The 12,669-nt window shown below is 56.2% G+C and carries 14 protein-coding genes; 9 read left to right on the forward strand and 5 right to left on the reverse strand.

The genetic code is table 11. The annotated features are described in order from the left end of the window. Positions 1 to 7: 7 nt before the first annotated feature. On the reverse strand, positions 8 to 991 hold the full coding sequence (locus ACZ9BE_RS09140) for a helix-turn-helix transcriptional regulator (protein ID WP_476249275.1): 984 nt from the start codon (positions 989 to 991) through the stop codon (positions 8 to 10). A gap of 357 nt (positions 992 to 1,348) precedes the next feature. Between ACZ9BE_RS09140 and ACZ9BE_RS09145 the strand changes: the two genes are divergently transcribed. Next, entirely contained in the window at positions 1,349 to 1,747 is a 399-nt protein-coding gene (locus tag ACZ9BE_RS09145; protein ID WP_056784974.1) for a hypothetical protein, read from the forward strand. Between the two features lie 51 nt (positions 1,748 to 1,798). On the opposite strand, the gene ACZ9BE_RS09150 is transcribed toward ACZ9BE_RS09145, so the two are convergent. Then, positions 1,799 to 2,812: an AraC family transcriptional regulator gene (locus ACZ9BE_RS09150; protein WP_476249276.1), complete on the reverse strand. Its 1,014-nt coding sequence runs from the start codon at positions 2,810 to 2,812 to the stop codon at positions 1,799 to 1,801. A gap of 30 nt (positions 2,813 to 2,842) precedes the next feature. Here ACZ9BE_RS09150 and ACZ9BE_RS09155 point away from each other — a divergent pair, with 30 nt between their 5' ends. The 3 genes from ACZ9BE_RS09155 (at position 2,843) to ACZ9BE_RS09165 (ending at position 4,842) form a co-directional block, all read left to right on the forward strand. Beyond that, the gene (locus tag ACZ9BE_RS09155; protein ID WP_201783054.1) at positions 2,843 to 3,640 is read left to right on the forward strand and encodes a glutathione S-transferase family protein; all 798 of its coding nucleotides are present in this window, start codon (positions 2,843 to 2,845) and stop codon (positions 3,638 to 3,640) included. Between the two features lie 46 nt (positions 3,641 to 3,686). After that, positions 3,687 to 4,430, forward strand: a complete 744-nt coding sequence (locus ACZ9BE_RS09160; protein WP_476249277.1) for a methyltransferase domain-containing protein — start codon at positions 3,687 to 3,689, stop codon at positions 4,428 to 4,430. A gap of 112 nt (positions 4,431 to 4,542) precedes the next feature. Then, complete coding sequence (locus ACZ9BE_RS09165; RefSeq protein WP_236169219.1) at positions 4,543 to 4,842, forward strand: hypothetical protein; 300 nt, start codon at positions 4,543 to 4,545, stop codon at positions 4,840 to 4,842. A gap of 43 nt (positions 4,843 to 4,885) precedes the next feature. Here ACZ9BE_RS09165 and ACZ9BE_RS09170 read toward each other — a convergent pair whose 3' ends face one another. The 3 genes from ACZ9BE_RS09170 to ACZ9BE_RS09180 form a co-directional block, all read right to left on the reverse strand. Beyond that, entirely contained in the window at positions 4,886 to 5,788 is a 903-nt protein-coding gene (locus ACZ9BE_RS09170; RefSeq protein ID WP_123442716.1) for a bestrophin family protein, read from the reverse strand. Positions 5,789 to 5,953: 165 nt separating this feature from the next. Next, positions 5,954 to 7,264 (reverse strand): NTP/NDP exchange transporter, encoded by a 1,311-nt coding sequence (locus ACZ9BE_RS09175; RefSeq protein WP_476249278.1) that lies wholly within the window; start codon positions 7,262 to 7,264, stop codon positions 5,954 to 5,956. A gap of 58 nt (positions 7,265 to 7,322) precedes the next feature. Beyond that, complete coding sequence (locus tag ACZ9BE_RS09180; protein WP_476249279.1) at positions 7,323 to 8,369, reverse strand: SDR family oxidoreductase; 1,047 nt, start codon at positions 8,367 to 8,369, stop codon at positions 7,323 to 7,325. Between the two features lie 144 nt (positions 8,370 to 8,513). Between ACZ9BE_RS09180 and ACZ9BE_RS09185 the strand changes: the two genes are divergently transcribed. The 5 genes from ACZ9BE_RS09185 to ACZ9BE_RS09205 all read left to right on the forward strand — a co-directional run bounded on the left by ACZ9BE_RS09185 (position 8,514) and on the right by ACZ9BE_RS09205 (position 12,613). Further along, the gene (locus ACZ9BE_RS09185; RefSeq protein WP_476249280.1) at positions 8,514 to 9,446 is read left to right on the forward strand and encodes a LysR family transcriptional regulator; all 933 of its coding nucleotides are present in this window, start codon (positions 8,514 to 8,516) and stop codon (positions 9,444 to 9,446) included. A 123-nt stretch (positions 9,447 to 9,569) separates the two neighbouring features. Beyond that, complete coding sequence (locus ACZ9BE_RS09190) at positions 9,570 to 10,100, forward strand: PAAR domain-containing protein (protein WP_080769371.1); 531 nt, start codon at positions 9,570 to 9,572, stop codon at positions 10,098 to 10,100. Further along, on the forward strand, positions 10,097 to 10,990 hold the full coding sequence (locus ACZ9BE_RS09195; protein WP_039758853.1) for a hypothetical protein: 894 nt from the start codon (positions 10,097 to 10,099) through the stop codon (positions 10,988 to 10,990). Before ACZ9BE_RS09190 ends, ACZ9BE_RS09195 begins: the two co-directional genes overlap by 4 nt. Before the next feature lie 26 nt (positions 10,991 to 11,016). Beyond that, positions 11,017 to 11,622: a hypothetical protein gene (locus tag ACZ9BE_RS09200; RefSeq protein ID WP_150742641.1), complete on the forward strand. Its 606-nt coding sequence runs from the start codon at positions 11,017 to 11,019 to the stop codon at positions 11,620 to 11,622. Positions 11,623 to 11,821: 199 nt separating this feature from the next. Then, a complete protein-coding gene (locus ACZ9BE_RS09205; protein WP_476249281.1) occupies positions 11,822 to 12,613 on the forward strand; it encodes a toll/interleukin-1 receptor domain-containing protein in 792 nt (263 codons plus the stop codon). Positions 12,614 to 12,669: the final 56 nt, after the last annotated feature.

Here is a 12,669-nt window from a genome sequence, read left to right on the forward strand (position 1 = left end):
CGAATGGTCAACGCCTGGCCTTCAACTCCGCTGGGCTTACGCCGTAAGCGCTTTGAAAATACTGACAAAAGCGCCCGACATTACTGAAGCCAAAGCTCAACGCCACCTCCGTCACAGAGCCTGCATGCCCGCGCACCAACGCCTCATAGGCGCGCTGCAAACGCACCTGCCGCTGATACGCCACGATCGACATCCCGACAAAACGCCGAAAACCTTCCTGCAAGGCGCGCTGGCTGACATGGCTCAACCGCGCCAGATCCACGCCACTGACCAACTGCTGCGGATGCGCCTGAATAAACTCCATCGCCACCTTCACATGTCGTGGCGCCACACACGGCGCCGGCCCCCGTAATGCCTCGGTGAAATTGTGCGGCCACGCCTCCAGCACCGCATCGATCAACATCTCGCGCAACCGTGACGGCATCAACGTGCCGCTGTTGATCAAGGCATCGAACTCAGTGCCCGTGGCCAGATCGATCAACGCCTTGAGGCCCTGAAATGCCGGGGTATTCAGATCCACGCTTGGCTCAAACACGATCTTCTGCACGACCGGTTTCTCCAGCAGCGCCGACAACCGCTCGGTGAGCTGCTGACGATTGATCGAAATGCCGTGATGCGCGTGATCGTCAACAAAACGCATCGAACGGATATCCGCCTTGTCGATCGCCAGACCGATGTGCGCCATGCCGATGGATTCAGTGACGTGGTTGAAAACGATCTTGCCGGCGGTGGGGATGACGAAGGTGATTTCGTTCTGCGGATCGGGGAGGGCGACGCTGAAGTCGCCGTGGTAATGCATACGCCGAAAACTCACGCCGTCGTGCCGCCCGTAGACACCGCCGATGATGATGCTGGAAGGTGGCGGCGGAGTATCGGCGTAGCGGTTGCCGAAGAGCCTGGAGAACAGGGCGCCGAAGTCGGAAGAGCTGAGGTTGTCGGAGCGCAGGATGATTTTTTGCCGGGATGGGGATGCAGTTGCGATGGGCGGCATTTTGGAATGCGGGCTCTTGGGGCGACGGTGGGGATGGGAAGATTAGTGAATTGGCGTGACTGTCTGGTGACAAGGCTTTGGAGCATCGTTTGCTTTCGACTTCAGCGGTGACTTCTGATGAATCGCCAATTCGGCGCCAGCACTACATGGTTAAGTTGAATGGTGTGAGTTCGCAAAATTGAATGGCGGCGACGCTACCGAACTAAATCGAATTGTGTCCGATTGCTTTACAGTTTGGGGATGGATAGGTGGGAGTGCTATTGGCTTTATAGTAATCGAATATATTGTCGATCCGTTCCGTGTCTAATATAAGTCCGGTACTTCTATAGCGTTTCAATAAGCGAAAAGGTGATAGTTATGAAAAAGCTCCTTTTTTGTGCGCTTGCCATGCTATTTATGATTGGCTGCGCTTCGTCCGGTAATCAAGCTGCGCTCGAAGCCCATGCGGACGCGCCGGCGACCGCAAAGCAGCTAACGGGCAGCGAAATAAAAACTACGGTCATAGGCCGAAAATATTCCAGCGTAACGTCCACTGGTTATCCTTTCTCGCAAGTATTAAGCGCTGACGGAACTGCACAAATTCAAATCTCCAGCGAGTCCATGCAGTCAGGAAGTTGGGTGATTACGGGGGATGTGATCTGCGTTGCCTATCAAAAATACGGTAAGGAATGCAGCAAAGTGTTAACAGATGGGGGCTCGATTTGGTTCGTTGACAGTACGACGAATAAAACCAACAACAAATTTATCGCCAACTAGAGCGGACATCATTTTGAGAGCGGGTAGCGGCTGCTTCACGCCTGGTTCATATCAGGTATTGAAAGAACGACGCCACTGACTGGGCGTAGCCTTTTCCACCTGCCGAAAGGCCCGATAGTAAGAGTTGACGTCGTCATAACCCAGAAGATACGCCACCTCTTTGAGCTCCAGGCTCGTATCAGCCAGCAGCTGCAACCCAACTTGACGCCTCGCCTCGTTGAGCAGTGCGTTGAAGGTCGTGCCCTCGGACGCCAAACGGCGCTGCAAGGTTCGCTCGCTCTGCAACAGTTCTCTGGCGAGGTGTTGCAAACTTGGCCGTCCGTTCGCCAGCGTGCGCTTGAATATTTCAATGACCTGCTCACAGAAGCCAACCGGCGCCTCGATTGCGCGTAATGCGGCATCGAGGCCGGGGCTCATCATGTGCAGCACCTGCGCATTGTGTTGCAGAAACGGCCGGTCAAGATCAGAGGCGCTCAAGATCATCTCGTCATGGCTGGCACCGCAGTTGATGGGACAGGCGAAATAATCCGAATGAGTTTCCAGCGGTGGCTTCGGCCGCCGCAAGCTCAATGACATTGGCGTGATGTGTTTTCCGGTGCCTCGTCGACCGAGCTCCAGTACCAAGGCAAAACACGCCTCCACTGAAAGATAGGGCGCAGGCCCCGTGCCGGATGGCCACTGAATCGTGAATGACACAGTGTTCTGGCGCTCGACCATGGATAATTTGTCGGGACTGCACAGGCGCTGCAAGCGCGCCAACCGCGCAAGTCCGTCGCGATAATCAGCAGCATATAACGCCGTGATGAACGCCATTTTGTGCTTCGCACTGGGCGTGTCGCGAACCATTTTTATCGCAAAAGCCGGATCCGCCGAAAGCGCCTCAATGGCGTTCCAGACAGCGAACAACTGCCGTGTGCTGACAAAGGTCGATTCGTTCAGATGAAGGTCATGGGGCAGTTGAGCATGTTGCTCAATCAACGAGGGATCCAGTCCCAGCTGCGCTATTGATTCCCAGAATACCCTGGGAAATTTACACCGCTCGGTGCTGGTGTGAAGGTGCGGCATTTCCAGACTCCGAACTGCAGGATAGCGGTGATGCGTGATGCAATGCGCCGCAAATGGCGCGTTCTGCAAGTATTCTGGCGGAAGGCGCCCACAGGCTCATACCGCTTCGCTTTTACCATTGTCGTCAACACACTGAGCCAAAAGGAGCTCACGATGACAATGACTTTCTATACCAACCCCAATTCTCGCGGGCGCATGGTGCGCTGGATGCTCGAAGAAATCGGCTGCGCGTATGAGACGGTGATCATGGATTACCAGTCGAGCAGTCAGGCTGACCGTTGGGGCGGTGCTGCGCTGGCAGTGCCAACGATGGCCGATGCTGATGATCGGCGTGTCGGCTTTTTTCGCGACGTGAACCCGATGGGGAAGATCCCGGCCCTGGTGCATAACGGGCAAACCATAACAGAAACTGCCGCCATCTGTGCGTACCTGGCGGAGGCATTTCCCGAAGCCGGGCTGGTCCCGGTGGCAGCGGAGCGCGCCGCTTATTACCGGTGGATGTTTTTCGCTGCGGGGCCGCTGGAGCAGGCGGTCACCAACTACCGCGCCAGTTTCAACCCGACGCCGGATCAGGAGTTTTTCTTTGGCTACGGAAGCTATGAGCGCACGGTCGATCAGCTTGAGCGCGCGGTATTGGCGCATCCGTTTATCGCCGGGGAACGCTTCACCGCTGCAGACGTTTATGTTGGCTCCCACATTGGCTGGGGGTTAGGCTTGCAAACCTTGCCGCCCAGGCCTGCGTTTCTCGCCTATGCCCAGAAGTTGACCAGCCGCGACGCCTACAAACGTGCGGTGGCGAAGGATGAAGCGCTGTTGGGGGCCAGATGACTGATGTGCCTGCCATGATTTTTCGCAAAACTCAGGGAATTTGATAATGCCGCTCAACCGACTCGACTTCACCACACGCTTGCTGATCGATGCGGGCATTGGTGAAGGGATGCGAATCCTGGACGTAGGTTGCGGTTCGGGTGATGTTTCGTTTTTGCTGTGTGATCTCGTGGGAAGAGACGGGGAGATCATCGGCGTTGATCACGATGCCGCTGCCATTGCCGTTGCACGCCAGCGCACCGCAGGACATGCGCCGACCTTTCTTGAGGGAGACCTCTTGGAATTGCCAGACTCTATCGGCAGTTTTGACGCCATCGTCGGCAGGCGCGTTCTGATGTATCAACCGGATGCGGTGGCGACGATCCGAGCGCTGTCGAGATGTCTGCGTCCCGGCGGGATCATGATCTTCCAGGAACACGATACGACGATGGCGCCCGCCAGCGTCGAGCCTTTCCCTTTGCATGAAAAAGCGCAACGCTGGTTACAGCAAATGCTTGCTTGCGAAGGAGCGGATTTGCACATCGGGTTCAACCTGCACGGCATTTTCACCCGGGCAGGCTTGACCGTTGAAAGCGTGCGAGCTGAGTGCCTGGTGCAAACGCCTGATGCGCCCTACAGCCTTGGCGCCATCGTTCGAGCGTGCTTGCCGCGAATCATTGCGTTAGGGGTGGCCAGTACAGAAGAGGTAGAGATTGAAACATTGCAGGAGCGTCTGGATCAGGAGCGTTCAGCTTCTTCGGGCATCTACGTCGGTGATGTGATGTTTGGGAGTTGGGCTCGGAAAAGTTGACGTTTTGAGAGGAGGATATACCGGGGATGCGGTGGGAAAGTGCGACGCTTGGAACGACCCCCTGTGCCCGCTAGTCGTACCTGTCTACGAACATTTTTACAGGTACGGCGCAATGGATAAGACAATCACCGTGGATCAACTGGCAACCACTGATCTTGGCTCAATCAACGAGATATGGCTCGGCGGGACCCATACCCAGTTATGCCTATGGCGTGCTGAACAAGTCTTCACCCACGAAATGCTCAGCGAGGGAACCCATGATCAGAATGTCCGACGCCTGTGCTTGCAGTTGGTTGACCCTGACGATCGAGATGCAGTGGCCCGTGTTGAGGCGGTAGCGCGCGAACGACTCGAAGAAATGGGCAAGCAGGGCGAGTTTTACCCGGCCGAGGAGGCGGACACTCGTCAATAGCCGCTCCGCATCTGATGAAAAGCGCTGCTGCTAGAGCTGCGCCTCAAGCGGGCTCCTCAAGCCTGCGCACATCCCCCAACGAATCACGCTGCATCGACTGCAAATTCTTTTCGATGGTTTCGCACAGCGCTTCCATTTGAATCTGGTGTTCGCTGTGGCGGAACGGACTCTGCAGATCGGTGCCGATACGTTCGATGGCCAGCAGCATGAACCCGACCACGGTCGACGCCAGCGGCGTGAACCAGCCGAGGGATTCCACCAGTCCTATCGGGACGATCAGGCAGAACAGCGAAATGAACAGCCGTGGGAAATATACATAAGGGTAGGGCAGCGGGGTATTGGCGATCCGCTCCATTCCGCCTTGGCTGTTGGACAAGTCCACCAGGGTCGACTCGAGCCGCGCCAGGCGAATACTGTCCAGATGCCCGGCCTTGTATTCGCGAGCGAGCAGAGTCGCCGAGCCGGTGAGGATATCGTTGGCAAAGTTATTGGTCGTGCCGCTGCGGGCAAATTCTTCGGCGGGAATAAACGCTCGCACCTCGTCGGGACATGGCTGGCCCTGTAGGTGCGCGGCGAGGCAATTCACGTAGGCCACGTGGCGGCGCAACAGCGTGGATTTGACCGGGTTCACCTCGCCACCAGCGTCGTCCAGCAGCGTCAGCACCTGCCTGGCGAAGCTGCGGGAATTGTTGATCATCGACCCCCACAGCGTCCGCGCCTCCCACCAGCGGTTGTAAGCGCTGCTGTTGCGAAAACTGATCAACACGATCAACGCCGAACCGAGCAAGGTCAGCGGCATCAACGGCAGGTTCAGCTTGGCGTTGAGAAATAGCATGAAGTCGACGGTGACGGCGATGTCCCAGAGCAGCAACCAGAACAAAGACCAGCCCACGTAACCCAGGGTCTTGATGATCAGACGGTATTTTTTGACGATGGCAGCTTTCAAACGGAAACCTCGTGGCGAGCAGTTTGCTTAAACGCTTAAGCTCGGACGATGCCAGGCACCCGCAGTTCCCTGGTGGGGCGGTCAGCCGTCAGTCAGTCTGCAAAGTCTGGCCCTGTGCAGGGCGAATGCTTTCGAGAAAAATCCTCGTCTCTCGATTCGACCGCGCTACGCTGGGTTTTGCCGCGCTCCCGCCACACTGGCTCGGCGGTCCGCCCGTTCGCCGAGTCGCCATCCCAGCAGACCCCACAGCAGTGCACACAACGCGCCGACCAATGCCGCCATGCCTGCACCTTGGCTGAGTGCGTCCAGCGCGCTTTTCGCCCAGGCACTGATGGCGTCGCCGGCGCGGTAGACCACGGTGTCGATGAAGTTCTTTGCCTTGTACTTGCTTTCGGCATCGAGCGGGGCGAACAGCATCTCCCGGCCTGGGCGCACGAAGGCGTATTCACCGATGCGGCGCACGATCATCAGCGCGGCGATCAGGCCAAAACTGGGCGCGAAGATCAGCCCGATAAAACCCGCGCACATGACCAGCGGCACCATGGCCAACAGCACGCCGACGCCGAGCTTTTGGGCGAGGCGCCCTGTGATGAACAGCTGACAGAGCAGGGCGCCCGCCTGCACGACAAAGTCGATGATGCCGAACACGCGCACCTGCGCCTCGCGGTCCGGGAAGTGTTCGGCGACGACGCGTGCCTGCTCGAAGTAAAGGAAGGTGGAGACTGTCGCCAGCAGCACCACAAAACCGCAGATGCCGAGCAGATAGGGTGATTTCAGAACGGCCGTCATACCGCTGAACGGATTGCCCGGCAACGGCCTGCGAGGGCTTTCGCTCGGCGCGGCATCGGGGCGTCCTGCGCCACCCCTTTCACGCCAGTGCATCAGCTGGCGCTTGAACCACATCGCAGCGCCCAGCAGAACAGCGGCCAGCAGCATCAGGCCGGACTCGCCCAGCGAACCGATCAGCAAGGCGCTCAGCGCAGGGCCACAAAGGCCGCCGACGCTGGCGCCCGCCGCGATGAAAGCGAACAGGCGTTTGGCCTGGGCACTGTCGAATACATCGGCCATCAGGCTCCAGGCGACCGATACGACAAACAGGTTGTAGACCGATATCCACACGTAAAACACGCGCGCCAGCCACGGGCTTTCCTCGCCGAGGAACAAGGCGGCGAACAACAGCAGGTTGGTGCAGAAGAATCCGTATACCCAGTCCACGAAATGCAGGCGCGGTACGTGTGCGCTGAGCCAGGCGAACAGCGGCACGGCCGCCAGCATGACCAGGAAGGTCGCGGTGAACAGCCACTGCAAGTTCTCGACGCCGGCAGTGATGCCCATCGATTCGCGGATCGGACGGAGCATGAAATAGCCGGCGAACAGGCAAACGAACAGCAGAAAACCGTTGAGCGCAGGGCGCAGCTCGTGAGCCTCGGCATTGATGATGGCGCCGGCGCGGTGGGCGAGAAGAGACGTATCCATGTTGCGCTCCTGTGGGAGTGGCGGGGCAATGGCACGGAGCCTGCCCGTGCCAGCGGGCTCAGCGGTAGGTGACGCCGGTCAGTCGCTCGGAGAGTTGCCACAGTGTGGCCGAATTCGAGCGATCGGCAGCGGCCGGCGGCATCTTGGCGAAGCCCAGCGGCCCGCGCTTCTCGTTATCACCGGTGGGGCCGTAGTAGGCGCCGCCCACCGCCTCCAGCGCCGTCGCCGCATACAGCGTGGGCAGCGCGCCCTGCGCTGCGGAATGATACATGTCCCGCTCTACAGCCCATTGTTTGCCGAATTCACTGTCCAGGCCAGGCCCACGGGCGATCAGTTCGGTCACGGCAACGCCGGGGTGAGCGGCGATGCTGCGTATTCCCCAACCGGCGGCATCGCTGCGCTGCTGCAGCTCGATACTCCACTTGAGTATCGCCAGTTTCGATTGGCTGTAGCTGGCAAAAGGGTCGTAACTGCGCTCAGCCTGCAGGTCATCAAAATTAAGGGTCGCGCGCCCGGCGGCGATGCTCGACAGGCTGACCACCCGACCATCGTCGCTTTTGCGTAGCAGGGGCATCAGCAGGCCGGTCAGGGCGAAATGCCCCAGGTAATTGGTCGCCAGTTGCATCTCGTAGCCATCGGCGGAAACGCCTCGAACAGGCGGCGACATGATCGCGGCATTGTTAATCAGCACGTCGAGCCTCGGCAGGTGCCCTTGCAGACGGTTGGCGAGGTCGCGCACCGATTGCAGATTGGCAAGGTCCAGCGTTTCGAATTGCACGCGCGCCTCAGGCACGGCTTGCTTGATGTTTGCGATCGCCTCGCGGCCGCGCTCGGCGTTGCGTGCGGCGATGATCACCTCGGCACCGGCGCGCGTCAGGGCCAGCGCGTCTTCATAGCCCATGCCGCTGGTTCCTCCGGTCACCAGCACGATGCGGCCTTTCTGGCTGGGCATATCGTGGGTTGACCAGTCCGGCTTCGGCTCCGTTCGGGGAGTCGCCTGTGCAGCCAGTGTGCCGGCCATCGCGGAAATGGCGAACAGCATTCGGGCGGCCTTGAGAAGGCGTTGGGTCGCGGTATTGCTCGGCGTAGCGGGTGAATGGCTCATCGGAGAATCTCATTCGCGTGACAGGTTCCCGGTTGGCGGGGCGAGTGAGCAGTATCGGTGTACGAATGCCCGAGGATAAGTCGGGCATTGGTGGATGGCCCGTACGCTATGGCGTACAGTCAGTCGCTTGCGGAGGAAGCGTCCATGCGTAAACCAAACCTTACCGATGTGTCGATATTTGCTGCGGTGGTCGAGGCGGGGGGATTTCGTGCTGCCGCGCAAAAGCGGGGCTTGTCCGCCTCATCGCTGAGCGATTGCATGCGTCGGCTGGAAAGCGACCTGGGTGTGCGCCTGCTCAATCGAACCACGCGCAGCGTCACGCCGACGGCCGCCGGCGAGCGACTGCTCGAGCGCCTGCGCCCGGCCTTGCAAGAAATCGACGCCGCTTTCAACGATCTGGACGACGACGCTCAGCGCCCGGTCGGCACGCTCAAACTCAATGTGCCAGTGCCGGTGGCACGCTTTCTGTTGCCCGACCTGCTGGCGCGTTTTCTGCGCCTTTATCCAGGGATCAGTGTCGAAGTCGTCATGGACAACACCTTTGTCGACGTCAACGCTGGCGGGTATGACGCCGGCGTGCGCTATGAAGAGAGCCTGGCCAAAGACATGATCGCCGTGCCCATCGGCCCGCGTCGCCAACGCTTCGTTGCAGCCGCCGCCCCGCGCTATCTGGCTGAACGAGGGACACCCACTCATCCCGAAGAACTGCCAGGCCATGACCTGCTTGGCCATCGGTTCGAGAGTGGCAAAGTCGGCGTATTCGAGTTCCATCGAGACGGCCGTATCGTGCGTATCCCGCCTCAGGGGCAACTGCTGACGTCGTCGCACGATCTGAAAATTCGCTCGGCCATCAACGGACTGGGCATCGTCTATACCTTCGAGGACTTCCTGCGCGAGCCGCTCTCCGATGGTCGACTGGTGCCGATTCTCGAGGACTGGTGGCAGGACTTCGACGGCCCGTTTCTGTATTACCACGGCCGCCGCCACATGCCTTCGCCGCTGAGGGCGTTTGTGGATTTTTTGCGGGGGGAAGGGCGGGTTGCGGAGAGTTCAAGTGTCTTTAGCATCGTTTCGTAAGGCCAATCAGCCCTCAATCGAACTCTGCTCAAACCCCAATGCCCCAATCTGGGGTACATATGGTTGGCGACCCTTCTTTTATGCCAGAATTCCTCTGATTCTAATTTTACAAGGATGTTAAAGATGTCAGGCAAACCTGCCGCTCGCGTTACCGATCCTACTTCTTGCCCTCTGCCTGGTCATGGCGTTAATCCAATTGCCTCTGGGTCTCCAGACGTTTTCTTCGATGGGTTAGCTGCCGCTCGGCAAACTGATAAGAGCGCATGTGGCAGCCCTATCGTCGGAGATGTAGCTTCGACGGTGCTCATCAATGGATTACCTGCAGCAACCGTTGGTAGCACTGGCGCCCATGGGAATAACGTCATCACTGGCTCCAGTACCGTAATAATTGGTAACTCGCATACTCCAGCGGATTTCACACCTCCTTCCGCAATGCCGCTTTGGGCACTGGTCTTCGATGAGCAGTTTCGTATCGTTGGTACTGATGGTCAGCCATTAGCTAACGTTCCCTACCACATCAAAGATGAGTCAGGAATGGTCTATACCGGGTTTTCAGATGAGTCAGGACGTACTCCGAGAATTGCTACGAGCAAACAAGAAACTCTGGAAATTACTACAGGAGTTGCGGCCCTTGAAAAGTGGGGTGAAGCATGACGGAGTTTTCTTGCAAAGTACCCACAAACAAGGAAGCCGGCTCGGTAAGTAACGTACCTGGCTATGCGATGCCGGCGAATATTCATCTTTTCGTGGCAGTCGATGAAATTGGAAAGGATGGATTTTTAGTTAGAAAAATTTACTCGTCTCCGGACAATCCTCATCTTGTTGCAAAAAATTTACCGGAATTCCAGATGAAACACGAAGTCTGGCCCGAAAAATATGGTATGCGCCCCGTCGCTCCGAACTCAAATGCCACCGTAGCAGAACACGTATTCAGCAGCAGGAAATATCCATCAAGCTATCTTTCAACAAGCTCCGAGTTTCCCGGTGGCTCTCCAAGGTTCGACGGAAAAGTTGTCTATATCGACATTGAGAAAGCGAAGGCGGCTGGAGCAAAGTTAGTTACGACGGAGGAAATTCTTAAGTCGTTGGAAGACTATAAAAAAGTAGCTCCGAAGAACTCGGCGAGAATCGACCAGATTGCTAGCTGGGTGAGAGATATCGACAAAGAAGTACTGGTGAAAGCAGAGAAAGTACCAGCTAATGCGATTTTCACACCAAGGTCTTATCAAGTGACCAATACGCTCATGAAGGGTGCAAGAGTCGTAAGGGTTTTCGCCATTGGATTTACTGCGTATGACCTAAAATTAGCCACAGAAGAATCAATTAAGCAGAAAAGCGTTAAACCTATTTCTGTCGAAGTGGTGAAACAAGCAGGCGGCTGGGGAGGCGCGATGGCCGGTGCAAGGATAGGGTTCGTTGCAGGTGCTGCGGTTGGTATAGAAACCGGACCTGGTGCATTTGTAAGTGGTGCAATCGGTGGAATAATATTTGGCACTGCAGGATACCTGGGCGCGACCTGGCTCGCTGACTACCTACAAGAGTGAAAAAGTATATGAGCTGGTTAGGTCGTATGAAGAAGGTGTTCAAGACTACCCCTGAGGAGCAAATCGTAGGTTATTCGGTTGTAGAGTTAAAATCTATATTTGGAATCACGATCACTGAGGCTGTAGCAGGGCATCGAAATTACCCTGTTTACTCAGCGTTGACTCCTGCAGGAATACAAGCCTATTACTCAAGTTTTGTCATCGACAAAGCTGAGGTGGCTGGTGTTGAGAACCTTATTAACGAACGGTTCTCACCCGTCAATGAAAGAGTGTTCAATGGATTGGTCGTAACCCGCTTTCAACATCGACTGAGTGGTGAGCAGCTTATATTTTCTATTTCATATAAAGAATTCAATAGCGCTACGATTCGGCTGGTCACCAACAGTTCTGAGCTATTGTCCCTGTTAAGCGAAACAAAAATTGCGGCTCCTCCTCCGTGGTTGGTCTTCGATGGATACGAGGCGTCTTGGTGGGGAGGTGACATGCAGGGTGCCCAAGGTTTTTACAACGACAATTATTTCTTTCCGTTTTTCTCATCGCTAAGTCCAGCAGAAAGAACCGCTTATTACGCAAGATACTCCGCATCTGAGGACTGGATCAGGAGCCTAGAGTTGACTCTGGATCTCGAATAGCGATAGAGATAGCTATAGCTCTGCTTCGGCCGAAAGTGGGGTACAGTTCGATGGATGCTTTCTGTCATTCGAGGTTGTTCGGCCTTGCGTGATAAAGGCGACACAGCGACCTTTCGACGTTGCAGCTTACACATCTGCAGACACCTTTCTTCATCAGGATCATTGCCCTTTCAATTAATGTTTCAGGTAGGAGAACAAAGTGAGTCACAAGATTTTCTTGAGTCATAATCATGCGGACAAGCCAATCGTAGAACCTGTCGCCGTTAGATTGGCAGAGATTTTTGGCATTGATCAGGTTTTCTACGACTCATGGTCCATCCGTCCAGGTGACGGGATCATTGACCAGATGAATAAAGGGCTTGAAGCACCAGAGTATGTATTCTTTTTTGTCTCGGCAAAAAGTTTAGCAAGCCAAATGGTCAAGTTGGAGTGGCAAAACGCTTTGCATGCTGCGACACGCGGAAAAACTCGAATGATCCCTATTAGAGTTGACGGTAGCCCGACGCCTGCTTTGCTTACTCAGACGCTATACATTGACATGTTCACCGTCGGCCTCGAAGCGGCAATCGCTCAGATTGTAAGTGTGGCGCAAGGAAGCGCCTCGTTTACACCTCAACATCAGGGATTTTCAAATCTAACTTTCTCAACGGTACCCGGAGCTGATGGATCCATCGCCGTAACAGTCCAAGCATCCCATTTGATGGAGCCAAATCCCAGTTTTCTCCTACTGACTAAAAATTCGGAAGAAGAGATTTCTTGGACCCATGGTAGTAATGAAGCTTTTTTTGGTGGCTACAACAAAAATGCCTTCACGAGCTCCAACGGCGAGTTCATTCACGCCATTCTTTTCAAAACAATGGGCGGGGCGATAACACCTAGACACCCGCTTCAAATCAACCTAAGCAAGCGAACGGATGCGCCTCTAGTATTGCTGGAGGTGAGGCACGAGGCGGGCAAAAATGTCTGGGAGCCGATTCCCTATAAAGCCTGATCAGAGACAGAAAAAGGGGACTGATTTATTTTCTGAGAAACAAATCAGGCCCCTTT

It is taken from the genome of Pseudomonas sp. TE9122 (assembly GCF_056278925.1).

Excerpts from the sequence above, each read along its gene's own strand:
- ACZ9BE_RS09165 (WP_236169219.1), top strand. The coding sequence starts at position 4,543 with ATGGATAAGACAATCACCGTGGATCAACTGGCAACCACTGATCTTGGC.
- ACZ9BE_RS09180 (WP_476249279.1), bottom strand. The coding sequence starts at position 8,369 with ATGAGCCATTCACCCGCTACGCCGAGCAATACCGCGACCCAACGCCTT.
- ACZ9BE_RS09200 (WP_150742641.1), top strand. The coding sequence starts at position 11,017 with ATGAAGAAGGTGTTCAAGACTACCCCTGAGGAGCAAATCGTAGGTTAT.
- ACZ9BE_RS09185 (WP_476249280.1), top strand. The coding sequence starts at position 8,514 with ATGCGTAAACCAAACCTTACCGATGTGTCGATATTTGCTGCGGTGGTC.
- ACZ9BE_RS09190 (WP_080769371.1), top strand. The coding sequence starts at position 9,570 with ATGTCAGGCAAACCTGCCGCTCGCGTTACCGATCCTACTTCTTGCCCT.
- ACZ9BE_RS09155 (WP_201783054.1), top strand. The coding sequence starts at position 2,843 with ATGCGTGATGCAATGCGCCGCAAATGGCGCGTTCTGCAAGTATTCTGG.
- ACZ9BE_RS09150 (WP_476249276.1), bottom strand. The coding sequence starts at position 2,812 with ATGCCGCACCTTCACACCAGCACCGAGCGGTGTAAATTTCCCAGGGTA.
- ACZ9BE_RS09160 (WP_476249277.1), top strand. The coding sequence starts at position 3,687 with ATGCCGCTCAACCGACTCGACTTCACCACACGCTTGCTGATCGATGCG.
- ACZ9BE_RS09175 (WP_476249278.1), bottom strand. The coding sequence starts at position 7,264 with ATGGATACGTCTCTTCTCGCCCACCGCGCCGGCGCCATCATCAATGCC.
- ACZ9BE_RS09195 (WP_039758853.1), top strand. The coding sequence starts at position 10,097 with ATGACGGAGTTTTCTTGCAAAGTACCCACAAACAAGGAAGCCGGCTCG.
- ACZ9BE_RS09145 (WP_056784974.1), top strand. The coding sequence starts at position 1,349 with ATGAAAAAGCTCCTTTTTTGTGCGCTTGCCATGCTATTTATGATTGGC.
- ACZ9BE_RS09140 (WP_476249275.1), bottom strand. The coding sequence starts at position 991 with ATGCCGCCCATCGCAACTGCATCCCCATCCCGGCAAAAAATCATCCTG.